The sequence below is a fragment of the Dietzia sp. NPDC055343 genome, from assembly GCF_053645265.1.
This window is the reverse complement of the sequence record NZ_JBSHMJ010000024.1, coordinates 1-25,990: the sequence shown is the minus strand read 5'-3', so window position 1 is coordinate 25,990 and position 25,990 is coordinate 1. Positions and strand designations below refer to the sequence as shown.

The window sequence follows — 25,990 nt, the reverse complement described above, 5'->3', positions numbered from 1 at the left end:
GGCGGGCTCCCGCTGCCGCCCATGGCCCTGTCCCGTTGGGGCACCGAGGCCGAGGCCAAGGACCTGAACGAGGGGATCCGGGGCCTGCTGCGCGACGTGCTGGGCGTGACCGCCGAGACCACCGTCACGTTCGACCCCGCCGCGGTGACGGCCTCCCCGTCCAGGCTTAGCGACGACGACATCGCCGCGCTGGCCGGTCTCGTAGGTGCCGGCAACGTGTCCGTCGACGACGCCCAGCGCCTGCCCCGCGCCCGGGGCAAGTCGACCCCCGACCTCCTCGCGTGGCGCCTGCGTCCCGAGGTGGACTGCCCTGACGCGGTGGTGGCCCCGGGCAGCGACGACGACGTGGCGGCCCTGCTGGAGTGGTGCGGACGCGAGTCGGTCGCGGTGGTCCCGTTCGGGGGCGGCACCTCGGTGGTCGGCGGTCTCACCCCGGACGCCGGCGGGCACCGGGCCGTGGTGAGCGTCGACCTGGTCCGGTTCGACGAGCTCGAGTCGATCGACACCGAGTCCGGCGAGGCCGTGTTCGGCGCCGGCGTCACCGGTCCCCGCGCCGAGGAGCTGCTGGCCGAGCACGGGTTCTCGCTCGGGCACTTCCCACAGTCCTTCCCGTACGCCTCGCTGGGCGGGTACGCCATGACCCGCTCGTCGGGGCAGAGCTCGGCCGGCTACGGACGGTTCGACGAGATGGTCCGCGGCCTGACCGTGGTGACCCCGGTCGGCGTGATCGAGGCCAGTCGCGCGCCAGCGTCGGCGGCCGGCCCGGACCTGCGGCAGTGGTTGATGGGCTCCGAGGGCGCGTTCGGCGTGTGCACCCGCGTGCGCGTGCGCATCCACCCCGTGCCGGAGGTCGTGCGGCACGAGGCGTTCCGCTTCCCGGATTTCGCCACCGGCGCCGCCGCGCTGCGGGCCGTCGAGCAGCAGGGCGCCGGCCCCACCGTCATCCGCCTGTCCGACGAGACGGAGACGATGGTCAACCTCGCCACGGCCACCGAGTCGATCGGACAGCAGGAGGAGGGCGGGGAGCAGGGCGGCTGTCTGTGCCTGTGCCTCTTCGAGGGCACGCCCGAGCACGCCGAGTCACGGCAGGCCGAGACGCGCGCGGTGCTCCTGGCCCACGGTGGGACGTCCCTCGGCGCGGGCCCGGCCGAGTCGTGGGAGCACGGCCGCTTCGGCGCCCCGGTGCTGCGCGACTCACTGCTGGACAACGGCGCACTGGTGGAGACGCTGGAGACGGCCATCGATTGGTCGGGGATCCCGGCGCTGCGCGACGCCGTCGTCGTCGCCCTCACCACCTCCCTCGAGGCGAGCGGTACTCCCGCGCTGGTCATGTGCCACATCAGCCACGTCTATCCCACGGGCGCGTCGCTGTACTTCACCGTCGTGGCCGGGCAGCGCGGCGAGGACCCGATCGCACAGTGGATGGACGCCAAGCGCGCCGCGTCCGAGGCGATCGGCGCCCACGGCGGCACCATCACCCACCACCACGCGGTCGGCGTGGACCACCGCCCGTACCTCGCATCCGAGATCGGCGAGGTCGGCGTGCGGATGCTGCGCGCGGTCAAGGCCGCCGTCGACCCGCGCGGTGTGTGCAACCCGGGGACACTCATCCCATGAGCGCGAAACTGATCGACCGCGAGATCCGCTCCCTCGCCCTGCTGGTCAATCCGGCCGCGGGCGGGGGCAAAGTCGGGGCGGTCGCGGACAGGGCCGAGGCGCGGCTGCGTGGCCACGGGATCACGGTGACCCGGCTGATCGGCGCGAGCGCGCAGGAATCACTCGAGCTGGCGCGGACCGCGGTGGCCGACGGCGTCGACGCGCTGGCGGTGTGCGGCGGCGACGGCATGGTCTCGCTCGCGGTCAAGTCGCAGGCCCACTCGGAGGTCCCGGTGGGCATCATCCCCGCCGGCACCGGCAACGACCTGGCCCGCGATTACGGCATCCCGCTCGGCGATCCCGAGGCGGCCGCGGACGTGGTGGCCGGCGGGCGCGTCGAGTGCGTGGACCTGGGGCAGGCGACGCCCGACGGCGACGAGCCGCAGGTGTTCGGGTCGATCCTGTGCGCCGGGCTCGACTCCAAGGTCAACCGGCGCGTCAACGAGATGCGGGTGCTCGGCGGCCCGCTGCGGTACGTCCTGGCGTCGGTGATCGAGTTTCCGCTCTACCGGCCGCGCCGCTTCCGGATGACGTTCGACGCCGGGCTGCCGACCGAGGAGGTCGTCGAGACCGAGGTGCTGCTCAGTGCCTTCGCGATCACGCGCAGCTACGGCGGCGACATGAGGATCGCGCCGGACGCGGACCGATCGGACGGGCTGCTCGACGTGGTGTACGTGGGCAGGATCCCCAAGCTCCGGTTCGCGTGGCACTTCCCCAAGATCTACTCGGGGCGGCACGTGGGCCTGGACCGGGTCGTGACGCGGCGCTGCCGGACGGTCCGGCTCGAGGCCCCGGACGTCGAGGCGTTCGCCGACGGCGATCCGGTGGCACCGCTTCCGGTCACGGTCGAGGTGCTGCCGGGCGCGGGTCGGTTCCTCGTGCCGCGGTCACTTCAGTCACACGAGTCCCATCAATAACTGCAGGTCACAGGCGTTTCCGAATCGGCTACCTCATCTGTCAAACGGTTCGCTTCAGGCTCGCCGAGGCGGCATGATCACCACCATGCGCTCCAGGCTCATCACGTCACTCGCGACCGTTGCCGTCACCTCCGCCGCTCTGATCGGGGGTGGCGGTGCGGCGACGGCGTCCGCTCAGGCGGTGCCGTCGTTCGTCCCGCCGCACCTGGTCCCCCAGGCCGAGCAGGTGCTCTCCCAGGTGCGCGCGGCGCTGCCCCCCGAGGTGTGGGCGGCGGCCGGATCGACGGGCATGACCTACCAGGACGTCTCCGGCGGGCTGCGCGAGGGCATCATCGCGGAGATCAACGGCTACCGCGTGGCCCACGGCCTCGGCACACTCGCGCCGAACCCCGGACTCGACCACGAGGCCCAGGCGTGGGCGGAGTGGCTCGCGGCGCGCGATGTGGTGGTGCACAACGACGCGCTGATCAACCGCGGGCACGGCGAGAACATCGTCTCCGCCGGGACCTTCTGCGGCGCAGCCTGTCTCGTGGACCTGTGGAAGCGCTCGCCCGGCCACAACGTGAACCTGCTCGATCCCGATTATCGTTCGGCGGGCATGGGCATTGCCTACGGAGCCGGGAAAGTTTTCGTGGTACACAACTTCGCGTACTGAAGTTGAATTGAGACGCACGCGACGAGGGAGACCATGTCCGAACGGATCACACGAGCACTGAGGCTCAAGACGGACCCGGGGATCTTCCTCACCACTGTCGGGATCATGGTGGCGTTCGTCGTCATCACGATCCTCTTCGGTGACTGGGTGGGAGAGGTCTTCGGCGTCGCCTCGACCTGGATCATGACCAACCTGGGTTGGTTCTACATCTTCGGCGTCACGGCCTTCCTGTTCTTTCTCGTGTGGATCGCGTTGAGCCGCTTCGGCCACGTCCGCCTGGGCGCCGACGGCGAGAAGCCCGAGCACTCCACCGCCACCTGGTTCGGCATGCTGTTCGCGGCCGGCATCGGCTCGATCCTCATGTTCTGGGGCGTGGCCGAGCCGATCTCGCACTTCGCCAACCCGCCCCGCGGCGGCGTCGAACCGGGCAGCACGGACGCGGCCAGCCAGGCCATGGCCTTCACGCTGTACCACTTCGGCCTGCACACCTGGACGATCTTCGCGCTGCCCTCGCTGGCGTTCGCGTACTTCATCTACAAGCGCAAGATGCCGCCTCGGGTGAGCTCGATCTTCGCGCCCGTGCTGGGCGACAAGATCTTCGGTCCCATCGGCAAGACCATCGACGTGGTGGCCCTCATCGGCACCGTGTTCGGCGTGGCCACCTCGGTCGGCCTGGGCACCCTGCAGATCAACGCCGGGCTCAACGAGCTGTTCGGCATCGCGATCTCGCCGTTCGTGCAGGTGCTCACCATCGCGATCGTCACCACGATCGCGTGCATCTCCGTCGCGCTGGGCTTAGAGAAGGGCATCAAGCGCCTGTCCAACCTCAACATCGCGATGGCGGTCGGACTGCTGATCTTCATCCTCATCACGGGCCCGACGCTGTTCCTGCTCAAGGGCACGGTCGAGTCGCTCGGTGTGTACCTCACGTCGTTGCCGGAGCTGGCGCTGTGGAACAACGTCTTCCCGGCCAGTGACGACCTGGCCTCGTGGCAGAACACGTGGACCGTCTTCTACTGGGCGTGGACCATCACCTGGTCGCCGTTCGTGGGCATCTTCATCGCCCGCATCAGTAAGGGCCGCACGATCCGCGAGTTCGTCTTCGGCGTCCTCGGCCTGCCTGTGGCCTTCTCGGTCCTGTGGTTCGGGATCTTCGGCATGGCCTCGTTCGACATCGAGCTCAACGGCGACGGCGGGCTGGCCGAGCGGGTGGCCGTCGAGGGCGACATCCCGGGCGCACTGTTCGAGTTCCTGTCGCACTACCCGCTCGCGACGTTCCTCTCCGGCCTCGCCGTGGTGCTCGTGGTGATCTTCTTCACCACGTCGGTCGACTCCGCGGCGATGGTCGTCGACATGATGGCCTCGGGCAAGGACGACGACGTCCAGGTCTCGCCCACCCACCAGCGCGTCATCTGGGGTGTGCTCATGGGCGCGGTCGGCGCCACGATCCTCGTCGGCACCGGCGAGGGCGGCCTCACCGCCTTGCAGCAGGTCATCACGGTCATCGGTCTGCCGTTCTTCGTGATGGGCTTCGTGATGATGTACAGCCTCGTGCGTGGCATCAGCGACGACATGGGCGAGCGGCTGCCCACGGTCACCCGCCAGTGGGACCGCGCCTACTCGGCCGACGAGCTCGAGAAGAACGAGGAGGCGCCCTCGCCCGAGCCGGTCCACCCGCTGCACTCCCTCCCGGACGGCGAGGACGCCCGCCCGGAGGAGGACGACGGGGCCTAGCTGTTACCGACCAGCTAGTGCCCGCGCACGTCGAGCATGGTCATGCCGGCGTGCATCTCCCACACGAGGATCTCGGCGCCGGAGTCCCCGGCGGTGACGCGCCGCCCGCCTGAGGCGGTCATGCGGGCGGCGTCGCCGGTGGCGAGCACGCCCTCGCCCTCGAGCGCCACGGAGCCCACCGGCACGTAGAGGTGAAGGTAGGGGGCGTCTGGGAGCTGGACGGATCGGCCCGGCGCCAGGCGGGAGGCGAGCAGGGCCGACGTGCGGTTGCGGATCCGGATGGCCGCCCGGTCGGCGTAGGCGGGGAGCCCTCCGGCGACGACGACGAGCGTGTTCTCCAGCTCCCCGGGGTCGATTTCGAGCTGTTCGTATCCGGGGTCCCCGCCGGTCTCGTCCGGCACGACCCACATCTGCACTAGATGGACCGGATCGGTCGGGGTGTCGTTGCGTTCGGAGTGCAGGATGCCGCTCCCGGCGCTCATGCGTTGGGCCAGGCCGGGGTAGATGATGCCGCTGTGGCCCTCGGAGTCCTGGTGGACGAGCGAGCCGGACAGGACCCAGGTGACGATCTCCATGTCGCGGTGACCGTGGGTGTCGAACCCCGAGCCGGCGGCGATGCGGTCGTCGTTGTTCACCAGCAGCCGCCCGAAGTGGGTGTTCATCGGGTCCTGGTGGCGGGCGAACGAGAACGAGTGGCGCGAGTCCAGCCAGCCGCCACCGTCGTGGGAGCGCGAGAACGAGCGTCGAATCTTCACTGACACGGGGACCTCCTCGTCTAGTACGTTCGTCCAATACGTCCGTCCAGAAAGTTTGCCGAATATTTGATGCCGTGTCACCGGGCGGCGTACGGTGATGAGCGTCACAGTATGTAGGAGGTATATCCGATGCTGCAGAACGCGTTGATCACCACCCTTCGCGTGGGTGTAGCCACCACCAACGAGGTGGCCCATATCGTCGTGGACAACACTCTCGGCCGATTCCTCAACACCGACCCCGACAAGGTCCGCTAGGACGGCGGCCCTGCGGAGGTGATGTACGCCGCACCCGCGCCCGCCCGGGCGCGCATCACCACTGATGTGGCCTAGTCTGGTGCGCATGTCCGACAACCCCTTCGGTCGGGTCATCACCGCGATGGTGACCCCCATGCATGACGACGGCTCGATCGATTTCGACGGTCTGCAGCGGCTCGCGGTCCACCTGGCCGACAACGGTCACGACGGCCTGCTGGTCAACGGCACGACCGGCGAGTCCGCGACGACCACCGACGAGGAGGATTATGACTCCGTCGCGGCCGTCGTCGAGGCGGTCGGGGACCGGGTCAAGGTGATGGCCGGCTGCGGCACCAACGACACCGAGCACTCGATGCGCGCTGCCCGCGAGATGGTCGCCCGTGGCGCCGACTCGCTGCTCGTGGTGACCCCGTACTACAACAAGCCCACCCAGCACGGGATCGTCGAGCACTTCCGGATGATCGCCGAGGCCGCCGACCGGCCCGTCATGGCGTACGACATCCCCGGCCGTACCGGCACCGCCCTGACCACGGACACCATCCGTCAGCTCGCGATGATCCCTCAGGTGCGCGCGGTCAAAGACGCCAAGTGCGACCTGTTCGAGGCCAGCCGCCTCATGGCCGAGACCGACCTGCTGTGGTTCTCCGGCGACGACGTGCTCAACCTCGCCTTCCTGGCGCTGGGGGCGACCGGCGTCGTCTCGGTCGTGGGCCACGTGGCCGGCAACGACTACCGCGCGATGGTCGACGCGGTCGACGCCGGCGATCTCGGCCGTGCCCGGGAGATCCACGCCCGCCTCATCCCGGCCGTGGACGCGATCATGCACACCTCGCAGGGCGCGATCCAGGTCAAGGCGGCCCTGAAGATGCAGGGCATCATCGACTCTGACCGGCTGCGCATGCCGCTGCTCCAAGGGCCGGCCGAGCATCAGGAGAAGCTCCGGACCGGGCTCGCCGCCGCCGGCCTGCTCGGTTAGCGGAACGCCGCCATATCGGTGCAGCGCTGCCACAGATCCGCGGAGACGGCGGCGTCGTGTGAGCGGCGCGTCGACCAGGTGATCCGCGGGTAGCCGCGCAGCCCCCCGGCCCGGTCGGGCCCCACGAACGCGCCGCCGGCGATGTCCGGGACCGTGGCCGCGTACAGGACCGGCAGTGCGCCCTGCTCGGGGCTGAGCCCGGCGCCCGGGATCGAGTTGCCGAGCTCGAAGAACCGGTCGGCGAGGGGGCGGCCGCTCTGCCGGATGAGCTCGGTGGCCGTGTACCCGGGGTGCGCGGCGACCGAGCGCAGATCCCGACCCTCACGGTCGAAGCGGCGCTGCCACTCGTAGGCGAGCATGATGCAGCCCAGCTTGGAATTCCCGTATGCGCCCAGCGGGCGGTAGCCGCGGCGCTCCGAGTCCAGGTCGTCGGTGTCGATGCGGCCCCACAGGTGGGCCAGCGAGCCGAGCCAGACGACGCGGTCGGTCAGCAGCGGCGCCAGCCCCATCGTGAGCGCATGGTGGGCCAGCGTGTTGACGCCGAACTGCATCTCGTGGCCCTGGGCGGTGAGGCCGTGGGGGATGTTCATCAGGCCCGCGTTGTTGATGAGCACGTCGATCCGCTCGAGCGCGCCCTCGCCGGTGGTGGCGTCGGCGACGAACGCGGCCACCGAGTCCAGGTCCGCCAGGTCGAGCCGGCGGACCTCGGTGAGTGCCCGCGAGACGGCCGGCAGGGTGGCACGCGCGGCCTCGGCCTTCTCGATGTTCCGGCAGGCCATGATCACGCGCGCGCCCCGCTCGGCGAGGGCCCTGGTGGTGGCGAAGCCAATCCCCGTGTTGGCGCCGGTGACGACGAAGGTGCGGCCGGTCTGATCAGTGATGTCGGCGGTGTTCCATCTGCGCGAGCGGGTCATGAACATCAGTCAACCAGCCGCGCCTGGCCGATGGCGCTCCACCCGTGTGGTAACGCCGGGGGGAGACGCCGCGACGTTCTTGTGTCACACTCGTCGGGGGCGCGAGCCCCATCCGCCACACGCGCCACCGTCACTGACCGAGAACCCGGAGTACCTCCATGACGTTCGACCGCCGAACCTTCCTCCGTCGCGCCGGTATCGGCGTGGCCGGGGCCGGCGCCCTCGCGGCGGGCATCACGCCCGCCGTCGGCGCCCAGTCCTCCATCCCCGCCGGGCTCGGAGGCCTTCCCGGCGCCGGTGCGGGGATCCCGATCGGCACGATCCTCGACTACGCGTCGGGGCCGCCGTCCGGTGCCGCTGTTCGTGCGGCCGGCCACATGGGCGCGGTCCGCTACTGCTCCAACCGTCGTCCCGGCGCCGAGTGGATGAGCGGGAAGCCGCTGCTGCGCCGCGAGGTGGACGACTTCCGCGCCCACGGCCTCAGCATGGTCTCCTGCTACCAGTACGGCAAGGATGACTCCGCCGACTGGAAGGGCGGGGCCGGCGGCGCGGACACCCACGCGCCCGTCGGTATCCGGATCCACCGTGAGGCCGGCGGCCCGGGCGGAGTTCCGATGTACGTCGCGATCGACGACAACCCCAGCCGCGCGCAGTTCGACAACCTGATCGCGCCCTACCTCGAGCGGTGGCGCCACCATCTCAACGGTGCCGGCATGAAGCTCGGCGTGTACGCCAACGCCCCCACCATCGACTGGTGCCGTGGCCGCAACCTCGGCGAGTACTTCTGGCAGCACGACTGGGGCTCGAACGGGCGCCTCAACCCGCACGCCACCATCCACCAGAAGGCCGGCAAGCAGTGGGCCGTCGGGGGCGTCCAGAGCGACATCAACGATGTCTACGCCCTCGACTACGGCCAGTGGTGGCCGATCGATCTCGCCGCTCTCGCGCAGTCCGCGCTCGGCAGCCAGAGCTGACCCGGCACCACCGACACTGACCCACGAACACCTCTGACCTGGGGTGCCCTGCACGCTGTGTGCAGGGCACCCCAGGTCAGCGCCTATTTGCGGCCCGGGAGCTCACTCGACGGTGATCTCGCCCATCGTCCCCCACGCATCGCCCTCGAGCGTGGTGTTGATGATCCGCGGAGTGCGCTGCAGGTATTGCGCGGCGGAGCCGGTGAACGCCTGGAAGTGGGCGGACCCCACGTGCTCGGCGGGGGCGTCGCCGTCGCGGAACGCCTCGCACAGCAGGAACTCGGTGGGCGTCTCGGTGGAGCGGTACCAGTCGAACCACAGGTTGCCCGGCTCGGCGCGGGTGGCCTCGGTGAACTCGCGGGTGATCTCGAGCCAGGAATCGGCGTGTTCGGGCTTGACGTCGAAACGGACGTTGATGAGCATCATGCCCCCATGATGCCGCGTTCTCCGACCGGTGCGACTCGACCCCCGCGACGACGCGGGCCTACCCTGGGTGGGGTGACCATCGAGCTGAGCATCGAGAACCCGTGCGTGCCGCAGGCGGAGGCCGACTCCTCCGTGCGTGCGGTCTGGAACCAGTTGTCGCTCGACGCGGCCTCCAGCAGGACCGAGCCGCTGATCGCCGGCCTCGTCCTTGACCTCATCGACGGGTGCGATGACCTGGGTGAATCCCTGTCCCGGCTGGCGGCCTCCCGCATCGCGACGCCGGAGATCGGCCGCCACGTGCTGGAGAAGGAGATCCGCGCCGTCCTGGCGGAGAACCCGCACGTCCTGGAGGCGGTCGCGGCGGACCTCGTGGTGAGCTACGAGCGCAACCCGGCCTACCCCAACTACCTGGTGCCGTACCTGTTCGCCAAGGGGTTCCTCGGCCTTCAGGTGCACCGGGTCGCTCACGAGATGTGGCACTCCGGGCGCGTCATGGCGGCCTCGTTCCTGCAGAGCCGCATCTCCGAGGTGTTCGCGATGGACATCCATCCTGCCGCGCGCGTGGGGTCGGGCATTCTCGTCGACCACGCCACCGGCATCGTCGTGGGCGAGACCTGCGTGATCGGCGACGGCGTGTCCATCCTGCAGGGCGTCACCCTCGGCGGCACCGGCAATGAGGACGGCGACCGCCATCCCAAGATCGGCTCCGGCGTGCTGCTGTCCGCCGGCTCGATCGTGCTGGGCAACGTCCGTGTGGGCGACTGCGCGCGGGTGGCCGGCGGCTCGGTGGTCCTGCACGAGGTGCCGCCGCACACCACGGTTGCCGGGGTGCCGGCCAAGGTGGTGCGCCGTCACGCCGATTCGGTGGTCCCGGCCGAGCAGATGGACCACAAGATCGACTCCGAGGCCTGAGGGCAGATGCGAGTCCTGGTCGTCGACGACGAGCCTGCGCTGCGGGAGAGCCTGCGCCGCGGACTGGTCGCCGGTGGCTGGGCCGTCGACACCGCCGGTGACGGCGAGGCCGGTCTCGCGATGGCCGCCGACGAGGAGTACGACGTCGTGGTGCTCGACATCATGATGCCGCGCCGCAACGGCTACGAGGTGGTGCGAGAGATGCGCCGCCGCGAGATCTGGACGCCCGTGCTCGTGCTCACCGCCAAGGACGGCGAGTACGACGAGGCCGACGCGTTCGACCTCGGAGCGGACGACTACCTGGTCAAGCCGTTCTCGTTCGTGGTGCTCGAGGCGCGCCTGCGCGCGCTGGTCCGCCGGGGCGCCCCCGAGCGCCCCGCGGTGTTCGAGGCCGGCGACCTCGTGGTGGACCCGGCCGCGCGGGAGGTCCGCCGCGGCGACACCCGGATCACCGTGACCTCGCGGGAGTACGCGGTCCTGGAGTACCTGATCCGGAACCGCAACCAGGTGGTGTCCAAGACCCAGATCATGCGGTCCGTGTGGGACTCGGCCTACGACGGCGACGACAACATCGTCGAGGTGTACGTCGGCTATCTGCGCCGCAAGATCGACACGCCGTTCAAGGCGCGCTCGATCGAGACGGTCCGCGGTCAGGGCTACCGACTCGTGGACAGCACGGCCGGCTAGTCCCCGAACTCCCCGAGTTCCTCGACCGGCAGCTCCACCACGAACCGGGCACCGCCGTCGGGCGCGTCCTCGACCCGCACGCTGCCGCCGTGGGAACGCGTGATCTCCGCGACGATCGCCAGACCCAACCCCGAACCGCCCTTGCCACGCGCGCGGTCGGCATCGAGGCGGGCGAAGCGATCGAACACCGAATGTCGCTGGTCCGCGGGAACGCCGTCGCCGTCGTCGTCGACCACGATCACGGCGCGCGGCGACCCGGCGACCGACCGGTCGACGGTGAGCCCCAGCGACATCCGCTCGCGCGCGTGCCGGCGCGCGTTGTCGACCAGGTTGCGCACCACGCGCTGCAGCGCGTCGGGGTCACCGCACAGGCGCGCCGGCTCCACCGACACTGCCACCTGCAGCCCAGCGCCGGCCGCGGTGCCCAGGCCCCGCGCCCGCGTGCCCTCGGAGAGCACGATGTCGTCGAGGTCCACGTCGTCGCGGCGCAGCGGCATGCCGTACTCGTCGTTCTTGGCGAGCAGCAGCAGGTCCTCGACCATCGAGCGCATCCGCGCGACCTCGGGCAGCAACAGTTCGTCGACGGTCTCGACGTCGACCGGCGTGCCCGAGGTGGAGGACAGCTCGAGCATCGTCGACAGCGTGGACAGCGGGCTGCGCAGCTCGTGGGAGGCGTCGCCGATGAACGCCACCTGCGCGGTGCGGGCGGAATCCAGGCGGGCGAGCATGGCGTTCATGGTCTCGGCGAGGCGGGCGATCTCGTCCTCCGCCTCCGGCACCGGGACCCGTTCGCCGTGGCCGGACGTGGAGATCGCGGCGACCCGTGAGCGGATCGCCTCGACCGGGCGCAGCACGCGGCCCATCGCGTAGTGGACGAACACCGCGGTGGCCAGGCCCGCGACGGGCACGAACGACAGGAACAGGATCGCGCCGGTGTCGAGCAGGGAGTCGTAGCGGTCGGTACCGGCGCCGACCTGCACGACGAACGTGGTCCCGCGCACGTCGACGCCGACGGAGGTGACCCGCACGTCGTCGCCGTTCGGCGCGCGGAATCGGTGCCGGACCAGTTCCCCCGCCGCCGGCGCGGTCAGCACGGGGACGTTCTCGAGTCCGTGCATGACCTGACCGGCGAGGATCGTCTCGTCGGGGGTGATGATGCGCACCATGTCGACGCCCGCGAGCGGCTCGGCGACGATCTCGAGCGAGGCCTGGGGTCCGCGGGTGGCGAGCTGCCCGGCCACCTCGACGGCGCGGTTGCGGTTCAGGGTGTCGATCGTGCTGTGCACGGCCGAGCGCAGCATCAGCCACGCGCCGCCAGCCGCGGCGGCCAGCACGAGCATGACGATCGCGGTGGCGATCACGGTGGTCGCGACGCGGATGGGCCACCGGTGGGGAGTGGTGAGGACGTCGCGGTTCAGGGGCACGGTCCCATTGTGCGTGCCCGGCGGGAACTAGAACGCGTGTTAGCGTCGCGGGGTGAGAGAATCGCAGTACAGAGGCCCCGAGCCGCGCCTGGGCGTGACCTTCGACGAGGCCGGGGACGGATCCATCACCTGGCACCAGCCGGTCGGCGACCAGTTCATTGGCCCCGGCGGACGCTTCGCCACGGGCGGACTGGCGGTCCTGGTCGACTCGGGGCTCGGCGCCGAGAACCACCGCCGCCGGCCGAGCGGGATGTGGACGGTCACCACCGAGCTGCGCATCGACCTCGTCTCGCCGCCGCGCGAGGGCTCGACCGGCCTGGGCGTGCGCACGGACCACCTGGGCGGGGACGGCCGCGTCCTCACCACGCGCGGTGAGATCGTCGACGACGACGACGAGGTGGTCGCCGCCGCACTGGTCAAGTCCATGGAGTTCTCGATCGGCGTCGACCCGGACGAGTTCGACGACGAGCCCCCGTGGCCCTCCCTGCTCGCGCCGGGAACGCTGCCGGAGGTGCTGTGCCTGACGCTCGACGAGCGCGATGACGGCCCGGGCGGCACCCGCGCGGTGGAGGCCGTGATCGCCCCGGAGCCCGCGCTGGCCAACCCGCTGGGCAATCTGCACGGGGGAGTGTTCGCCGCGGTCGCGGAGATCGCGGGTGCGGCCGTCTTCCCGCACGAGCGCGAGGTCAGCTCGTCGTCGCTCGAGGTCCACTACATCCGGCAGGTCCCCCTGGTCGAGCCGGTCACCGTGCGTGCGGAGGCCGTGCACGACGGCCGGAGCTGGGGCATCGCGCGGGCCACCACGCTCGACGACCGCGGTCGCGTGTGCGCGGTGGCATCGGTCACCGTCTACGGGCAGGGTTAGGGGCGGCCGGACCGACCGACGAGAGGGGACCAGACGTGAAGATCGGCATCATCCTGGGCAGCATCCGTGAGGGGCGCGCCGGCGAGTCCGTCGCGCGGTGGGTGGCCGAGCAGGCCGCGTCGCGCGAGGGCGTGACCTACGAGCTGGTCGACCTCAAGATCTTCGACGTCCCGCTGCTCACCTCGGCCACCGTGCCGGGCGCGGCGAACAAGCAGTACGACGACGAGCGCGTGACCCGCTGGAGCGCCGCGATCGATTCCTACGACGGCTTCGTCTTTGTCACCCCCGAGTACAACCACAGCGTGCCGGGCGGGCTGAAGAACGCCTTCGACTCGCTCGGGGGCGAGTGGGCCGACAAGGCCGTGGCCTTCGTGTCCTACGGCGCCGAGGGCGGCGTCCGGGCGGTCGAGCACTGGCGCCAGATCGTCGCCAACTTCCGCATGTTCGGCGTGCGCCAGCAGGTCTCGCTGAGCACGTTCGCCGAGTTCGACGACGACGGCGTGGCGCCGGCCGAGCGCCGCACCCGGGAGATCGCGACCGTGTTCGATCAGCTCGAGAGCGCGAGGCGCCGCATGAGCGCTGAGCCGTGAGCATGACAGCGGCCCGCCCCCTGTGCAGGGGGCGGGCCGCGGTCGTGTGTGTCAGTTCAGGGCGGCGAGCGCGGCGTCGTAGTCCGGCTCGGTGGTGATCTCGTCGACGAGCTGGGTGTAGAGGACCTTGCCGGCGGCGTCGAGCACGACGACCGAGCGGGCGTTGAGGCCGGCCAGCGGGCCGTCGATCATCTTGACGCCGTAGTCGGTGGAGAAGGTGCTGCGGAAGGTCGAGCCCGTGGAGACGTTCTCGATGCCCTCGGCGGCGCAGAAGCGCGCGGCGGCGAACGGCAGGTCGGCGGACACGCAGACCACGGCGGTGTTCTCCAGGCCGGCGGCCTTCTCGTTGAAGGTGCGGACGGAGGTCGCGCACACGCCGGTGTCGACGCTCGGGAAGATGTTGAGCACGACCTTCTTGCCGGCCAGCGACTCGGAGGTGACGGCCGACAGGTCGGAGCCGACCAGGTCGAAGGCCGGCGCGGTCGAGCCGACGGCGGGAAGCTCGCCGGACGTGGAGACGGGGTTGCCCTTGAATGCGGTGGTTGCCATGAGTCCGTTCTACCGCACGGCGGGCCTCAGCGTCGGTGGGGAGTCGCCACGTGGACCACCACGTCGTCAGGCACTCCCTTGACCCCGCCGAGCCGAAACGTCCGCTTGGGGCGGGTCGCCACCCGCGCCGGATCCAGGCCCGCGCGCGTCGCCTCGCTGATGAGGATCTCTCCCGCTCCGGCCTTCTCGCCGAGGCGCGCGGCGATGTTGACGTCCATGCCCAGGTAGTCGTCGCCGATCCGCCGCGGATGCCCGGTGTGGACCCCCACCCGCAGCCGTGGCCGCCACCCGCCGACCTCGATCCGTCCCACACCCTCCAGACACGCGGCGACCGCGTCGAGCGCGAGCTGCGGGGACGGGAACACGGCCATCATCCCGTCGCCCAGCCGCTTGACCACGGCCCCGCGGTGCGCCACGACCTCGGGTTCGGTGGCGGCCGCGACCCGCCGCAGCAGCCGCAGGGCCTCCTCGTCGCCAGCGCGCATCGCCCAGTTCGAGAACCCCACCAGGTCGGTGAACACGATCGTCACCTCGTGCTCGCCGACCCCTCGGCCCGCCCGCTCCCGCAGCGCGTGCCACAGCTGCAGGCCGCCGAGCGTCACCTCGCGTGTGGCCGTGGGGCGTTCGTCGAACAGTCGGCCGGCGATCCGCGCGATAGTGCCGGCGCCGTCGCGTCCCGCCGCCGAGAGCGGGTCCCCGAATCCCGAGTCCCCGGGCAGCACCCGCCGGATCCGCCGGGCCATCTCGACCGACGTCGGGTGCCGGTTGGCGTCGTAGGCTCCCGTGGCCACCCGGGTCGCCGCCGCGCGCATGCGGGCCCAGCGCTCCGCCGGCAGTGCTGGCTGGTTCTCCGGCTCGGGCGTGGGCCCCTCGGCGGACGTGGTCATGGGACGAGACTAGGACGTGGACCGTCGGCGCGGGGCGCTCCCGGTCCTCACCTGGGATGCCCTGTGCGGGGTGAGCAGGGCACCGCAGGTCAGCGGGCTGCAGACGTCGGCAGGGACGCGAGCGCGAGGACAGGACAGTGGCAGAGCGAGAGGTTGTGTCCGGTATCCACTGAAAGGTCGTTCGGGCCTCTGACCTGGGGTGCCCTGGAGAGGGTGAGCAGGGCACTGCAGGTCAGGGGCCCTTCGCCGGCGGCGGGGTCTGCGTCAGGCCGGAGGGGCGGATTCCCCGGTCTGGTCCACCGCGCGCCACAGAAACCAGGACGCGACCGACCGGTACGGCGCCCAGGCCTGTGCGTGCTCGGCCATCTGGGCGGGAGTGGCCTTGGCCTCGAGGCCCAGCACCCGTTCGAAACCGCGGCGGACCCCCACATCGGCCAGGGGCAAGACGTCGGGTCTGTCCAGTAGGAAGATCAACTGCATCTCGGCGGTCCAGCGGCCTATCCCGCGGACGGCGGTCAGGGCGTTGATGACGTCGTCGTCGTCATATCCGCGAAGCACCTCGAGGGTGGGGATCCGCCCCGACCGCACCGCGTCGGCGAGATCACGAAGGGCGGCCACCTTCGGCCGCGAGATCCCGCACGCGCGCAGTTCCTCGTCGGACAGGGTGGCGACAAGGTCCGGCGCGAGAAGCGGGCGGGCGCTGGTGGGGCTAGTGTGGCCTGTGGTGCTGGCGCGGTCGCGGAGGCGTCCGGCGATCGTCGCGGCGGCCTTGACCGACAGTTGCTGGGACAGGATCGACGACGCCAAACGGTCGAAAAGCATGTGGGTTCCCGCATCCGGGGGTGGGTTGAGGGTGCAGGGGCCGACAGAAGCGATATGGGCACCAAGCACAGAATCTGCCCGGCAGAGGTGTTGTACAGCCGTTACTTTGTCGTATCCTTCCGTCATGACGTGCACGGTACGCGCGCATTCGTGATCGATCCGAGTTCGGAGGTAACGCCTCGGCTGCCAGCGCCGATAACCGATGGGTCACAACTTTGCTTGGGAGAGGACCGGATTCGTGGGAAAGACACAAAAGCGTATCGCTGCAGTCGCCGCGACCGCGGCCATGGCGATGAGCTTGGGGGCCGGCACCGCGTCGGCCGGGTCGGCGGATATGCCGTCGACCACCGCGCTGTACAACGGCGCCGTGATGCTCGGGTGTCAGGTCGTGGATCAGGCGCTGCTGCCGTCGTGCGGCGATCTCGACAAATTCGGCACAGATGATCCCGCGGTGCTCACGATCAACCCGTTCACCACCGACATCGTCATCCTCGGCGCCGGCCTGAGCCCCGAGGGCCATATCCCGCCGATTCTCGAGGAGCGGCTGCGTACGGGCTTCCGGCTCGCCTCCCAGTACCCGACCTCGCGGATCATCGTCACCGGCGGCGTGCCGAAGAACGGTCTCACCGAGGCGCGCGCGATGGGCGACTGGCTGCGCGGTGCCGGCATCGCCCCGTGGCGCATCACCGAGGAGAGCAACTCCAACTCGACGGTGCAGAACGCCCAGTTCACCGACCAGATCTTCCGTGAGCGCGGCACCACCGGCGCCGTGGTGGTGACCAACGACTTCCACCTCAACCGGGCGGTCCTCAACTTCCGCCAGGCGGTCGACGGTCGTATCCCCGTCACCGGCGTGGTGGCGCGGGGCTGATACCCGTTCCCGGTTCCCCGTCGTCGGTCCTCGCGGCCGAGGGCGAACTCGGCGGCATCGCCGGCTGGGCCGTGGGCCTGATGGACGCGCTCGGTGGCCCGGGTGCGTCCATCATCGTGGGGCTGGAGAACGTCTTCCCGCCCATTCCCAGCGAGGTCATCCTCCCGCTGGCCGGGTTCAGCGCCGCGCAGGGGACCTTCACTCTCGCCGGGGCGATCTTCTGGACCACCCTCGGCTCGGTGCTCGGCGCGATCCTCGCCTATGCCCTGGGCTTCTGGCTCGGGGCCGACCGCGTGCGCGCGATCTTCGGGCGCGTCCCGCTGATGAAGGTCGAGGACTTCGACAAGGCCGAGGGGTGGTTTCACCGGCACGGCGCCGCGTCGGTGTTCTTCGGTCGCATGGTGCCGGTGGTGCGCAGCCTCATCTCCATCCCGGCCGGGGTCGCGCGCATGAATTTCCTGCTGTTCCTGGCGCTGACCCTCGCCGGCAGTCTGATCTGGAACTCGATCTTCGTGGTGGGTGGCTACCTGCTCGGTGGTCAGTGGCATCGGATCGAGGCGGTGGCCGGCTGGTTCTCCAACGCCGTGGCGGCGGCGATCGGCGTCCTGGTGGTGGCGTTCCTCGTGCGCCGGTGGCTGCAGGAGCGTGCGCAGGCCAGGCTGGAGTCTGACGGGCGGCCCGCGGAATAACACCGGCCCGCCGCCAGTTGGATGATGTGACAGCAAAATTGTCCCGCCATAGGAGGAGCCCATGTCCGCCATCCGTCAGGTCGTTCCGCTCGGGGCCCAGTGGCCGGGCATCGACCCGTTCCTGTTCACCGCCCACCACCGGGACGAGTTCCCTGCCGCCGACGGCACCACCATGCGTCCCGCCACTTCGCTCGAGGGGCGGTCGATCGGCCAGGACTTCTCCGGCAAGGACGGCTGGTCCATGTACCACGGAGACACCGTTCCGGGCTTCCCCCAGCATCCGCACCGCGGCTTCGAGACCGTCACCGTGGTGCTCGACGGCATCGTCGACCACTCCGACTCGCTCGGCGCCGCCGCGCGCTTCGGCCACGGCGACACCCAGTGGCTCACCGCCGGGGCCGGCATCTCCCATTCGGAGATGATGCCGCTGCTCAACGACGACGCCCCCAACCCGCTCGAGCTTTTCCAGATCTGGCTCAACCTCGCCCCCGAGGACAAGGCGGCCGAGCCGCACTTCGACATGTTCTGGGCCGAGGAGACCCCGATCGTCGTGCGCGGCGAGGAGGGCGCCGCCGCGCGGTTCCGCGTGATCGCCGGCGAACTCGACGGCGTACGCGCGCTCGACCCACCACCGAACTCGTGGGCCGCCCGCCCGGAGAACCACCTGGCCATCTGGATCGTCACTCTCGACCCCGGCGTGAGCACCGAGCTCCCCGCATTCGACGCCTCGGCCGGGCGGGTGCTCTACAACTACGGCGGCGGGGTCACCGTCGACGGGCAGGAGATCGGCTATGACGCCGCGGTCCTCGCACCGGAGCCGGTCACGGTGACCGCCGGAGACGACGGCGCCGCGTTCCTCATCCTCCAGGCCCGGCCCATCGGCGCGCCCGTCGTCCAGCAGGGGCCGTTCGTCGGCAACACCCGCGAGGACATCATCGCCGCGATGGACGAGTACCGCGCCGGGGTGTTCGGGCAGTGGGACCTGCCGAGCAACGGACCGGTCCACCCGCACGGCCAGACGCGCTTCGCCCGCTACCCCGACGGCACGGAGAAGCGGCCGGCCGAGGCGAGTTAGTCCGGCCAGTCGCCGGTCCGGAGCAGCTCCAGGGCCGCCGACTGATCGATCATCGGTTGGCGCATCTGGTCCGACAGGAACTCCAGCAGCGCGGCGGACAGCGCGGCGTCATCCGAGGCGATGGCGTCGCGCGCCACCGCGATGTGGACGTTCTCCGCGAACCCGTCGATCGCGGTCTGTGCAACGCAGCTGTGCGTCGAGACCCCGCACAGCAGCAGGTGGTCCACCCCCAGCCGGGCCAACTCGGCGGCGAGCGAGGTCTTGAAGAACGCGCTGTCGCGGGTCTTGACCACCTCCACATGCCCGCCGGTGTCCAGACCGTCCAGGAATTGGGCCTGCTCCGTTCCCGGGAAAGCGAACCCCTCGTCGTCGTCGCACATGTTGAGGGTCCACGTGGAACCGTCACGGGCGTGCTCGGTCCGCACCAACACCACGGGCCGGCCGGCGCCGTGGGCGGCGGCGATGAGCTCGTTGACGCGCGCGACCAGCTCGTCGCGCACCTCCGCCAGGTCCGGGAACTCGAAATACGAGTTCTGCATGTCGATCACCGCGAGCGCCGTCGGCGGCCCGGGGCGCCACCACGTGTCGGACACCGAGACCGGCATGGTGCGCTTGTGGCGGCCCCGGTCCCACGCCGCCTCGATGCGCTCGGCCGCCGCGTCCGGGACGTCGCGGCCCTCGAGGTAGTCGTCGATGTCGTCGTAACGCAGGCCCAGCTCGTCCTCGTCGGTCTGCCCGACGTTCTCATCGAGCAGGTCGGCGGTGGGGACCTTGGCCCACAGCTGGCGCGGGGCGTCGAGGTGCCGGAGTAGCGCTCGGCACTGGCGCTTGTCCAGGCCGGACAGCGGCAGGACGTCCGCGGCGCCGTCGCCGAACTTGGTGAAGAACGCGGTGACGTTCTCCGCCGCGTGGTCCGCACCGATCACCAGCAGCCCCCGGTCCCCGGCCAGCGCGTACTGGGCGACCATCCGGTGGCGGGCCTTGGCGTTGCCCTTGGTGAAGTCCGTCAGCTCGGCGCCCGCGGCCCGGGCGATCTCGGTGTCGAGCGCGTCGACGCCGGGCGCCACGTTGACGGTGAGCACCTCGTCGGCGCCGATGAACTCCACGGCGGCCGCCGCGTCGGCCTCGTCGTGCTGCACCTTGTAGGGCAGGCGCATCCCGACGAACCGCGCTTCGCCGCCGTCGGCGCGCACGCGCTCCACGGCCAGCTGCGCCAGGCGGGCGGCGAGAGTGGAGTCCACGCCGCCGGAGACGCCCAGCACATAGCCGCGGGCCCCACTCGCGTGCAGATAGTCGACCAGGAATCGGATCCGCCGCTCGACCTCGGCGGCCGGGTCGATCTCGGGCCGGACCCTCAGGGCGTCGATGATCGTTCGCTGCTTCTCACGCATGGCCCCATTGTGTGGATGTGCCGCGGCGGCGCGCCACCGGAGGCCGGAGGCCGCGCTCAGGCGAAGAGTTGCTCGATCTCCGCCGCGTAGAGATCGTCGACCACCCGGCGCCGCAACTTCATCGTGGGCGTGAGCTCGTGCCCGGGGCGCCAGTCCTGCCGCAGCACCGTGTACTTCTTGATCTGCTCGACCCGCGACAGCGTGGCGTTGGCGCGATCGACCTGCGCCCGGATCGTCTCCTCGAGTTCCGGGTCGCCCGCCCGCTGCGGGTCCGCCACGATCAGGGCGACGTTGTAGGGACGCTGATCGCCGATCACGGCCACGTGGGAGATCGCGTTGCCCGCCGAGCGGATGGCCATCTCGATGTTGGCCGGGGACATGTTCTTGCCGGCCGCGTTGATGATCAGCTCCTTCTTGCGGTCGACGATCCACAGGTAGCCGTCCTCGTCGAGCCGGCCGATATCGCCCGTGTGGAGCCACCCGTCGCCGTCGATCGCCTCGGCGGTCTTCTCCGGCGCACCGCGGTACCCGCGCATGACCTGCGGGCCGCGCACCGCCACCTCGCCGTCCTCGGCGATCCGGACCTCGACGGTGTCGAGCGGTTTTCCGACGCTCCCGAGCTTGATGGCGTCCGGGGTGTTGGTGGCCACGCAGCACGAGACCTCGGACATCCCCAGCATCTCGCACAGCGGGAGACCGAGGGCGGTGAAGAACTCCAGCACGCCGCGAGGGGTCGGGGCCGCCCCGGTCACGACCCAGCGGGCCTCGTCGAGTCCGATCTTGGCCCGCAGCGCCTCGGCTACCTGCGGGTTCGCGACGGAGTCGGCCACCGCGTCACCCGGGTAGCCCGTCTCGAGCGCGGCCTTGAGCTTCTCCCACACCCGCGGGACGGCGCCGAACAGGGTCGGGCGCGTGGCCGCGAGCGCGGCCGGCAGCTCCGCCATGTCGGCCACGCACGTCACCGTGTTGGCGTAGGCCATGAAGCCGGAGTAGTGCGAGGTCCAGCGATCGGCCACGTGGGCCGCGGGCAGGAACGAGATCTGGCGCCCGTGTCCCGGCAGCGGGACCGCGGCATGGACCCCGCGAAGCTGCGTGAGCATGCCTTCGTGGGTGAGCTCGACGCCCTTCTGCGGTCCCGTGGTTCCGGAGGTGTAGATGAGTGTCAGCAGGTCGTCGGGGCGGATCACCTCGGCGCAGGAGAAGTCGAAACCGGTCTCCTCGGCGGCCAACTCGCCCAGCAGGTCGTCGTAGCGGTCCGGGTTCTCGTCCGCCAGGACGAGCCGCTCCACCATCGGGGCAGAGCCCAGCGCGGCCTCCAGGACCTCACGGAACCCCGCCTCGGTCACGACGGTCTTCACACCGGCGTCCGCCAGGACGTACGCGAGCTGATCCGGCGCCGACGTGTTGTAGAGACTGAACGGCACGGCGCCGAGCATCATCACGGCGGTGTCCACGAGGTGGAACTCCGGCCGGTTGCGCAGCATCAGGGCGACCGGCTCGCCCGGGGCCACACCCAGCTCGCGGAGCGTGCCGGCGATCGCCCCGACCCGCGCCCGGGCCTGTGCGTACGTGACCTCGGCTCCCGTCTCGTGGGAGCGGAGCGCGACCGCGCCCGGGTGGGCGGCGGCCGTCGCGAGGAACAGGTCGGCGAGGGTGCCCGACTCCGCCAGGCGGGTGGCGATCGCGGAGGCGGACGGGGTGGCGGTGGAGGTCACGGTGGCTTCCTGGGGCTCGTCGGGGTGGTCGCAGTGTCGGCTGGCTCACATTCTCGGCCACCGCGCGGGCGCGGTGACACCCCCGGAGGTCGTGGAAGAGCACCCGAACGGGTGCCGACCCCGGCGGGCCGGGCCGGACACGCACGCTGCCGTAGCCTGGGCTGATGCACGACGATCCGTCCCTCGACTACCGGGACCTCCTGGCCCGCCTGGCGGATGTCGTCTACGCCGTCGACACCGACGGCAGGTTCACCTACATCAACCCCGCCGGCGAGCGGATCTTCGGCTGGGACGTCGCGGATCTGATCGGCGAGCACTTCTCCAAGGTCATCGACCCCGACGCCCTCGCCGAGACGGTCGAACACTTCCGACTGGGGATGGCCAGCGCCGACCCGGGACGCTACTTCGAGACGCGGATCCTGCAGCCGGACGGCCAGCTCCGCGACCTGGAGATCCACGCCGGGAACATCTACCGCGACGGCCGGCTGGTCGGCCGGCAGGGCGTCGGCCGGGACATGACCGAGCTGCGGCGACTCCAGGCGAACCTGGCCACCAAGACCAGGCGCCTGGAACTCCTCGAGGAGCAGCAGCGCGCCGCGCTCGAGGTCTACCGGCGCCTCAACCTCATGGTCGGCCGCGCCGGCGGTGACCCGGGCCGGACGGAGCAGGCGCTCGACGCCGTGGAGAGCTCGCTCCAGCTCGAGACGGCGCGAGTGATGGGTCTGCAGGACGACCTGGAGATCATCGCGCTGATCGCCGACGGCTACTCCAACCAGGAGATCTCCGACCGGGTCCACCTGAGCGTGCACACGGTCAAGGACCGCGTCAGCCGCATCATCACCAGGCTCGGCGCCCGCAGCCGCGCCGCGGTGGCCACCCGTGCTACCGAGGCGGGGCTGCTCCGGTCTCGTCAGTGAGGCCCCCGATGAACGCCGACACCGCCCGCGGCCACGCCTCGACCTCCACCGGGGAGCGCGCGACCTCGAGCCGTGCATCGGGTAGCAGCCCCGCCAGCTCGGCGGCCACCTCCAGCGGGTGCGAGGCGTCGTCCGGCCAGGCCGGCAACAGGACCGGCATCGTCAGCCGCGCCACCTCGTCCCGCGACGGAAGATCGGAGGCCGCCGCGCCCCGGAACGCCGCCGGCAGCCACTCGTCCGCCACATCCGGCGGCAGGAACGGGCGGTCCGGGTCGATCGCCGGCGAGGTGGGCGGCCGGTGCGTCAGCTCCGCCCACCGGGCCACGCCCCACCGCGCCACCTGCCGCGCACCCAGTTCGTAGAGCTTCGACTGTTCCGCGCGCCACTCCCACGCGGTCGGCGGGATCCCCAGCGTGAGCGAAGCGAACCGCGCCGGCTCGGCCACGGCGGCCGTGAGCAGGGTCGCCGTCCCCATCGAGGTGCCCACCCCGTGCACCGCGCGGCCGGGGAAGACCTCGTGGAGCAGTCCCAGCAGGTCCCCGGCGAGCGCGGGCCACGTGTACGCGGCCGGATCGGGCGATCCGGGCGACCGGCCATGGCCGCGCGCGTCATAACGCAGGACGCGCAGTCCCTCCCGGCCCGCCGTGAGGTCCAGGCCCCGCAGTTCATCGCGGCGCCGACTCGAGGACAGTCCGTGCAGCTGCACCACCGGGGCCCCGTCGCCCCGGAGATCGCGGGCCAGGGCCGCCCCGTCCCCGCCGGCGCTGGTGTGCGTGGACCTCGTCGTCGTCATACCTCCGGCCCTCCCGGGTTGCAGCCCTCCAGCAGCATCACGTCAGGCGTCACCTCCGGCCGCCACGGTTCGAGGTTCCACGTGGGCTTGTCCGGCTCGAGCAGCCGCGCCCAGGTCCAGTGGCAGTCGAACTGCTCGCGCATGCCGGGGGTGTCGGCGTCGGGGGCCAGGCGCAGCACCTCGGCCCAGGCCGTGGCCGCGTCGGCGGGGCCGGTCGCCCGGAGCGCCGAGGGTGTCGGCGCCACGCGAAGGGTGACGCCGTAGTCGGAGTCGCCCCAGGTCGCCGACGCGACGAACGGCGGAGTGGCGGGGGCCGGTGCGGGCGACGAAGGACGTGGCGACGGGGTCGACGACGACAACGCCGTCGGCCCGGTCGACGGCGACCCGGTCGATGGCGAGGGCGAGGGCGAGGAGCTCGACGTGGCCGGGGTGTCCGACCCCACAGCCGTTTCCTCCTTCCCGGACGCGCCGGTCGAGCAGCCGACCGTGGTCAGGGTGGCCACCACGAATGCGGCGGCGAGGGATCGGCGGGCGTGGTGGTGGGGCATCGGAGGCAGTCTGCCACGGCGCCGGGGTTGCAAACGGGCACGCGTGCCTGGATCCTGTGACAATAGGAATGCGGTGCCTGCGGAACAGCCGCGCGCCGTCCTTGAATAGAAGGAGAGTGACCGATGCCCCAGTTCGACCTCACCCAGCTGCAGGCAATGTGGGACGGAATCTTCCCCGCCATCTTCGGCCCCCTGGCGGCCCTGGTCGACACCCTCGGCGCGTCCGTCGAGGCGCCCTGATCAGTCACTGACCGATCCGTCTCTAGCCCAGCGCGAGAATCTTGTGCAGGGTATTGAGGTTCCGCGTGGTGAGATGACGCGCGTACTCCCTGGCCGCGGTGACCTTCGCCGCCGTTGACGCCAACGAATCGCCACGGGACACCCGCCAGTACACGCAGCCCGGCCCGGCAGCCACGATTTCCGTGGTGCCGGGCCGGACTGCGTCCGTCATGTCGCGCAGGACTCGCGCGGTGACCTCCTCGGAGTCGGAGAACACCAGGTAGTCGTGGTGCTCGTCGAGCGTCTCGAACGGGTACGCGTCGACCGCTGCCGCGACGGCGTCGCGCGTGAGGACCTGAACCACCGCGTCGTAACCGAAGGCCGCGGAGTAGGCCGATTCGAGTGCCTGCCGCAGTTCGGCCGGGGAGCGCGGGTCGGTGACCACCACGTTTCCGCTGGCCAGCACGGTCGCGACGGCTGTGCAGCCGGCGTTCTCGGTCACGGCGCGGAGCTCGGCCATCGCTATCCGGTTGCCCTTGCCCACGTTGATCCCGCGCAGCAGTGCCACCGCGCGGTGTGTGCCCGAGTCCGTGTGCTGGTCCGCCATGTACTGATCCTCGCACCGTTGCGCGGGCGTGAGGGTAGCTTTACTGAGCATGGCAGTCTCAGTGCAATCAGTCATCACCATCGAGGCCGGTATCCCCGAGATCATGGAGGTCATGGCGGACGTCAGGTCCCTCGTCGACTGGTCGGACGCCCACCGTGCGGTGGAGGTCCGTGAGGAGGACGCGGACGGCTGGCCGATTGTCGTGTGGGAGAAGATCTCGCAGTACGGGGTCACCGACGAGATGGTCGTCAGGTACGAGTGGTACGACGGCGAGGTGAGCTGGTCGCTGATCGAGAGCGGTTCGCAGAAGCTGCAGAACGCCCGCTACCGGCTCACCGACAACGGCGACGGCACCACCGAGGTGATCTTCGACCTCGAGGTGGACCTGAAGATCAAGCTCCCCGGCATGGTGGTCAAGAAGGCGCAGAAGAGCATCGCCGACACGGCCACCAAGGGCCTGCGCACGGAGGTCCTGCGCCGCTACGGCTAGCTAGCGCCCCCGGTGCAGGAGGTCCAGCGCGGCCCGCACCCCGTCGGCGGGGAGCTGGCCCGGGGCCGATGCCGCGCCGACGGTGGCGAAGGTCGCCGCGGATCCAAACGCACCTCCGCCGATACGGGTGACCGCGCCGAGCGCGCCCATCGACATGGTGATGAGCGGGATCCGCGCCTGCCGGTAGCGGCGTTCGGTCGCGTCCAGGAGCGACACCACGTCGGCGGCCGAGCGCGGCATGACCGCGATCTTGGCCACGTCCGCCCCGGCGGCCTCCATGGCCTCGAGTCGGGCCACGATCTCCTCGACGGGGGGAGTGGCGTCGAAGTCGTGGTTGGAGGCCACGACCGGAACGCCGTGCCGGTGCGCCGCGGCGATCGCCCGGTCCGCCTGCGGGTGCCTGTACTCCACGTCCACAGCCGCGGCCAGGCCGGTGGCGGCCACGGCGTCGATCAGCGCGACGTAGGAGTCGGCGGCGATCTCGGCCGACCCGCCCTCGGCGGTGGTGCGGAACGTCGCGAGGATCGGGGTGTTCGGCAGGAGCCCCACCAGCCGCTCGAGCGCGGCGACTGCCTGCGCCGGATCGCCCCCGCCGCCGTCGGTGAACGGCGTGAAGAGGTCGACCCGCCACTCGGCGGCGGCGCCGGCCGGCGCCGCCGCCGAGGCCGCGCACCAGC

The 25,990-nt window shown here is 71.0% G+C and carries 29 protein-coding genes and 1 pseudogene; 16 read left to right on the top strand and 14 right to left on the bottom strand.

Translation table 11 applies throughout. The features are described 5' to 3' along the window. Positions 1-21 precede the first annotated feature (21 nt). From ACWIE7_RS12415 to ACWIE7_RS12400, 4 genes are all read left to right on the top strand, one after another. A complete protein-coding gene (locus ACWIE7_RS12415; RefSeq protein ID WP_454069396.1) occupies positions 22-1,617 on the top strand; it encodes an FAD-binding oxidoreductase in 1,596 nt (531 codons plus the stop codon). Further along, positions 1,614-2,573, top strand: coding sequence for a diacylglycerol kinase (locus ACWIE7_RS12410; protein ID WP_454069364.1), 960 nt, complete (start codon positions 1,614-1,616; stop codon positions 2,571-2,573). Before ACWIE7_RS12415 ends, ACWIE7_RS12410 begins: the two co-directional genes overlap by 4 nt. 73 nt (positions 2,574-2,646) lie before the next feature. Next, the gene (locus tag ACWIE7_RS12405; RefSeq protein WP_454069363.1) at positions 2,647-3,228 is read left to right on the top strand and encodes a CAP domain-containing protein; all 582 of its coding nucleotides are present in this window, start codon (positions 2,647-2,649) and stop codon (positions 3,226-3,228) included. Between the two features lie 33 nt (positions 3,229-3,261). Then, a complete protein-coding gene (locus ACWIE7_RS12400; protein ID WP_454069362.1) occupies positions 3,262-4,962 on the top strand; it encodes a BCCT family transporter in 1,701 nt (566 codons plus the stop codon). Positions 4,963-4,976: 14 nt separating this feature from the next. Here ACWIE7_RS12400 and ACWIE7_RS12395 read toward each other — a convergent pair whose 3' ends face one another. Continuing rightward, positions 4,977-5,723, bottom strand: coding sequence for a pirin family protein (locus tag ACWIE7_RS12395; RefSeq protein ID WP_454057161.1), 747 nt, complete (start codon positions 5,721-5,723; stop codon positions 4,977-4,979). A gap of 123 nt (positions 5,724-5,846) precedes the next feature. On the opposite strand from ACWIE7_RS12395, the gene ACWIE7_RS12390 reads away from it, so the two are divergent. After that, a complete protein-coding gene (locus ACWIE7_RS12390; protein ID WP_269074846.1) occupies positions 5,847-5,972 on the top strand; it encodes a hypothetical protein in 126 nt (41 codons plus the stop codon). Between the two features lie 85 nt (positions 5,973-6,057). Further along, a complete protein-coding gene (gene dapA / locus ACWIE7_RS12385; RefSeq protein WP_454069361.1) occupies positions 6,058-6,948 on the top strand; it encodes a 4-hydroxy-tetrahydrodipicolinate synthase in 891 nt (296 codons plus the stop codon). On the opposite strand, the gene ACWIE7_RS12380 is transcribed toward dapA, so the two are convergent. After that, positions 6,945-7,862, bottom strand: a complete 918-nt coding sequence (locus ACWIE7_RS12380; RefSeq protein WP_454069360.1) for an oxidoreductase — start codon at positions 7,860-7,862, stop codon at positions 6,945-6,947. The genes dapA and ACWIE7_RS12380 overlap by 4 nt on opposite strands. Before the next feature lie 158 nt (positions 7,863-8,020). Here ACWIE7_RS12380 and ACWIE7_RS12375 point away from each other — a divergent pair, with 158 nt between their 5' ends. Next, positions 8,021-8,836 carry a DUF1906 domain-containing protein gene (locus ACWIE7_RS12375; RefSeq protein WP_452100945.1) on the top strand — a complete coding sequence of 272 codons (816 nt, stop codon included), beginning with the start codon at positions 8,021-8,023 and terminating at the stop codon, positions 8,834-8,836. Between the two features lie 102 nt (positions 8,837-8,938). Here ACWIE7_RS12375 and ACWIE7_RS12370 read toward each other — a convergent pair whose 3' ends face one another. Then, positions 8,939-9,262: a putative quinol monooxygenase gene (locus tag ACWIE7_RS12370; RefSeq protein ID WP_452100944.1), complete on the bottom strand. Its 324-nt coding sequence runs from the start codon at positions 9,260-9,262 to the stop codon at positions 8,939-8,941. 72 nt (positions 9,263-9,334) lie between these two features. Between ACWIE7_RS12370 and ACWIE7_RS12365 the strand changes: the two genes are divergently transcribed. Both ACWIE7_RS12365 and ACWIE7_RS12360 read left to right on the top strand, forming a co-directional pair. Beyond that, positions 9,335-10,174 carry a serine O-acetyltransferase gene (locus tag ACWIE7_RS12365; protein WP_452100943.1) on the top strand — a complete coding sequence of 280 codons (840 nt, stop codon included), beginning with the start codon at positions 9,335-9,337 and terminating at the stop codon, positions 10,172-10,174. Between the two features lie 6 nt (positions 10,175-10,180). Continuing rightward, the gene (locus tag ACWIE7_RS12360) at positions 10,181-10,861 is read left to right on the top strand and encodes a response regulator transcription factor (protein ID WP_344994547.1); all 681 of its coding nucleotides are present in this window, start codon (positions 10,181-10,183) and stop codon (positions 10,859-10,861) included. Here ACWIE7_RS12360 and ACWIE7_RS12355 read toward each other — a convergent pair. Beyond that, a complete protein-coding gene (locus ACWIE7_RS12355; protein WP_454069359.1) occupies positions 10,858-12,285 on the bottom strand; it encodes a sensor histidine kinase in 1,428 nt (475 codons plus the stop codon). The genes ACWIE7_RS12360 and ACWIE7_RS12355 overlap by 4 nt on opposite strands. A 52-nt stretch (positions 12,286-12,337) precedes the next feature. On the opposite strand from ACWIE7_RS12355, the gene ACWIE7_RS12350 reads away from it, so the two are divergent. Then, positions 12,338-13,150, top strand: a complete 813-nt coding sequence (locus tag ACWIE7_RS12350) for a PaaI family thioesterase (protein WP_454069358.1) — start codon at positions 12,338-12,340, stop codon at positions 13,148-13,150. A 35-nt stretch (positions 13,151-13,185) separates the two neighbouring features. Then, positions 13,186-13,740: an NADPH-dependent FMN reductase gene (locus ACWIE7_RS12345; protein ID WP_454069357.1), complete on the top strand. Its 555-nt coding sequence runs from the start codon at positions 13,186-13,188 to the stop codon at positions 13,738-13,740. Between the two features lie 51 nt (positions 13,741-13,791). Here ACWIE7_RS12345 and tpx read toward each other — a convergent pair whose 3' ends face one another. From tpx to ACWIE7_RS12330, 3 genes are all read right to left on the bottom strand, one after another. After that, on the bottom strand, positions 13,792-14,289 hold the full coding sequence (tpx, locus tag ACWIE7_RS12340; RefSeq protein ID WP_452100765.1) for a thiol peroxidase: 498 nt from the start codon (positions 14,287-14,289) through the stop codon (positions 13,792-13,794). A 26-nt stretch (positions 14,290-14,315) separates the two neighbouring features. Further along, complete coding sequence (locus ACWIE7_RS12335) at positions 14,316-15,176, bottom strand: adenylate/guanylate cyclase domain-containing protein (protein ID WP_454069356.1); 861 nt, start codon at positions 15,174-15,176, stop codon at positions 14,316-14,318. Between the two features lie 264 nt (positions 15,177-15,440). Further along, positions 15,441-15,998: a DNA-3-methyladenine glycosylase family protein gene (locus ACWIE7_RS12330; protein ID WP_454069355.1), complete on the bottom strand. Its 558-nt coding sequence runs from the start codon at positions 15,996-15,998 to the stop codon at positions 15,441-15,443. Between the two features lie 238 nt (positions 15,999-16,236). On the opposite strand from ACWIE7_RS12330, the gene ACWIE7_RS12325 reads away from it, so the two are divergent. From ACWIE7_RS12325 to ACWIE7_RS12315, 3 genes are all read left to right on the top strand, one after another. Continuing rightward, complete coding sequence (locus ACWIE7_RS12325) at positions 16,237-16,869, top strand: YdcF family protein (RefSeq protein ID WP_454069354.1); 633 nt, start codon at positions 16,237-16,239, stop codon at positions 16,867-16,869. An 80-nt stretch (positions 16,870-16,949) separates the two neighbouring features. Next, positions 16,950-17,558 (top strand): DedA family protein, encoded by a 609-nt coding sequence (locus tag ACWIE7_RS12320; protein ID WP_454069353.1) that lies wholly within the window; start codon positions 16,950-16,952, stop codon positions 17,556-17,558. A 61-nt stretch (positions 17,559-17,619) separates the two neighbouring features. After that, a complete protein-coding gene (locus tag ACWIE7_RS12315) occupies positions 17,620-18,633 on the top strand; it encodes a pirin family protein (RefSeq protein WP_452100770.1) in 1,014 nt (337 codons plus the stop codon). Here ACWIE7_RS12315 and ACWIE7_RS12310 read toward each other — a convergent pair. The 3 genes and pseudogenes from ACWIE7_RS12310 to ACWIE7_RS12300 form a co-directional block, all read right to left on the bottom strand. Further along, positions 18,630-19,181, bottom strand: coding sequence for a cysteine hydrolase family protein (locus tag ACWIE7_RS12310; RefSeq protein WP_454069395.1), 552 nt, complete (start codon positions 19,179-19,181; stop codon positions 18,630-18,632). The genes ACWIE7_RS12315 and ACWIE7_RS12310 overlap by 4 nt on opposite strands. A 24-nt stretch (positions 19,182-19,205) precedes the next feature. Continuing rightward, positions 19,206-20,024 (bottom strand): annotated as a pseudogene (gene nadE, locus ACWIE7_RS12305) (ammonia-dependent NAD(+) synthetase); the annotation flags it as partial. A 56-nt stretch (positions 20,025-20,080) separates the two neighbouring features. Further along, positions 20,081-21,739 carry an AMP-dependent synthetase/ligase gene (locus tag ACWIE7_RS12300; protein WP_454069352.1) on the bottom strand — a complete coding sequence of 553 codons (1,659 nt, stop codon included), beginning with the start codon at positions 21,737-21,739 and terminating at the stop codon, positions 20,081-20,083. A gap of 164 nt (positions 21,740-21,903) precedes the next feature. Between ACWIE7_RS12300 and ACWIE7_RS12295 the strand changes: the two genes are divergently transcribed. Beyond that, a complete protein-coding gene (locus ACWIE7_RS12295) occupies positions 21,904-22,656 on the top strand; it encodes a PAS domain S-box protein (protein WP_454069351.1) in 753 nt (250 codons plus the stop codon). On the opposite strand, the gene ACWIE7_RS12290 is transcribed toward ACWIE7_RS12295, so the two are convergent. From ACWIE7_RS12290 to ACWIE7_RS12280, 3 genes are all read right to left on the bottom strand, one after another. Further along, the gene (locus tag ACWIE7_RS12290; protein ID WP_454069350.1) at positions 22,622-23,449 is read right to left on the bottom strand and encodes an alpha/beta fold hydrolase; all 828 of its coding nucleotides are present in this window, start codon (positions 23,447-23,449) and stop codon (positions 22,622-22,624) included. The genes ACWIE7_RS12295 and ACWIE7_RS12290 overlap by 35 nt on opposite strands. Further along, positions 23,446-23,997, bottom strand: coding sequence for a DUF2599 domain-containing protein (locus ACWIE7_RS12285; RefSeq protein ID WP_454069349.1), 552 nt, complete (start codon positions 23,995-23,997; stop codon positions 23,446-23,448). The genes ACWIE7_RS12290 and ACWIE7_RS12285 overlap by 4 nt, the downstream gene beginning before the upstream one ends. A 262-nt stretch (positions 23,998-24,259) precedes the next feature. Further along, positions 24,260-24,823 (bottom strand): DUF1697 domain-containing protein, encoded by a 564-nt coding sequence (locus tag ACWIE7_RS12280; RefSeq protein WP_454057149.1) that lies wholly within the window; start codon positions 24,821-24,823, stop codon positions 24,260-24,262. 49 nt (positions 24,824-24,872) lie between these two features. On the opposite strand from ACWIE7_RS12280, the gene ACWIE7_RS12275 reads away from it, so the two are divergent. Continuing rightward, positions 24,873-25,313 carry an SRPBCC family protein gene (locus tag ACWIE7_RS12275; protein ID WP_230929149.1) on the top strand — a complete coding sequence of 147 codons (441 nt, stop codon included), beginning with the start codon at positions 24,873-24,875 and terminating at the stop codon, positions 25,311-25,313. Here ACWIE7_RS12275 and aroD read toward each other — a convergent pair. Then, positions 25,314-25,990, bottom strand: a 677-nt coding sequence (aroD, locus tag ACWIE7_RS12270; protein ID WP_454069348.1) for a type I 3-dehydroquinate dehydratase, incomplete at its 5' end; no start/stop codon positions are given.

Coding starts and splice junctions, on each gene's coding strand:
- ACWIE7_RS12415 (WP_454069396.1), top strand. CDS start 22: ATGGCCCTGTCCCGTTGGGGCACCGAGGCCGAGGCCAAGGACCTGAAC.
- ACWIE7_RS12410 (WP_454069364.1), top strand. CDS start 1,614: ATGAGCGCGAAACTGATCGACCGCGAGATCCGCTCCCTCGCCCTGCTG.
- ACWIE7_RS12405 (WP_454069363.1), top strand. CDS start 2,647: ATGATCACCACCATGCGCTCCAGGCTCATCACGTCACTCGCGACCGTT.
- ACWIE7_RS12400 (WP_454069362.1), top strand. CDS start 3,262: ATGTCCGAACGGATCACACGAGCACTGAGGCTCAAGACGGACCCGGGG.
- ACWIE7_RS12390 (WP_269074846.1), top strand. CDS start 5,847: ATGCTGCAGAACGCGTTGATCACCACCCTTCGCGTGGGTGTAGCCACC.
- dapA (WP_454069361.1), top strand. CDS start 6,058: ATGTCCGACAACCCCTTCGGTCGGGTCATCACCGCGATGGTGACCCCC.
- ACWIE7_RS12380 (WP_454069360.1), bottom strand. CDS start 7,862: ATGACCCGCTCGCGCAGATGGAACACCGCCGACATCACTGATCAGACC.
- ACWIE7_RS12375 (WP_452100945.1), top strand. CDS start 8,021: ATGACGTTCGACCGCCGAACCTTCCTCCGTCGCGCCGGTATCGGCGTG.
- ACWIE7_RS12370 (WP_452100944.1), bottom strand. CDS start 9,262: ATGATGCTCATCAACGTCCGTTTCGACGTCAAGCCCGAACACGCCGAT.
- ACWIE7_RS12360 (WP_344994547.1), top strand. CDS start 10,181: ATGCGAGTCCTGGTCGTCGACGACGAGCCTGCGCTGCGGGAGAGCCTG.
- tpx (WP_452100765.1), bottom strand. CDS start 14,289: ATGGCAACCACCGCATTCAAGGGCAACCCCGTCTCCACGTCCGGCGAG.
- ACWIE7_RS12335 (WP_454069356.1), bottom strand. CDS start 15,176: ATGACCACGTCCGCCGAGGGGCCCACGCCCGAGCCGGAGAACCAGCCA.
- ACWIE7_RS12330 (WP_454069355.1), bottom strand. CDS start 15,998: ATGCTTTTCGACCGTTTGGCGTCGTCGATCCTGTCCCAGCAACTGTCG.
- ACWIE7_RS12320 (WP_454069353.1), top strand. CDS start 16,950: ATGGACGCGCTCGGTGGCCCGGGTGCGTCCATCATCGTGGGGCTGGAG.
- ACWIE7_RS12315 (WP_452100770.1), top strand. CDS start 17,620: ATGTCCGCCATCCGTCAGGTCGTTCCGCTCGGGGCCCAGTGGCCGGGC.
- ACWIE7_RS12295 (WP_454069351.1), top strand. CDS start 21,904: ATGCACGACGATCCGTCCCTCGACTACCGGGACCTCCTGGCCCGCCTG.
- ACWIE7_RS12290 (WP_454069350.1), bottom strand. CDS start 23,449: ATGACGACGACGAGGTCCACGCACACCAGCGCCGGCGGGGACGGGGCG.
- ACWIE7_RS12285 (WP_454069349.1), bottom strand. CDS start 23,997: ATGCCCCACCACCACGCCCGCCGATCCCTCGCCGCCGCATTCGTGGTG.
- ACWIE7_RS12280 (WP_454057149.1), bottom strand. CDS start 24,823: ATGGCGGACCAGCACACGGACTCGGGCACACACCGCGCGGTGGCACTG.
- ACWIE7_RS12275 (WP_230929149.1), top strand. CDS start 24,873: ATGGCAGTCTCAGTGCAATCAGTCATCACCATCGAGGCCGGTATCCCC.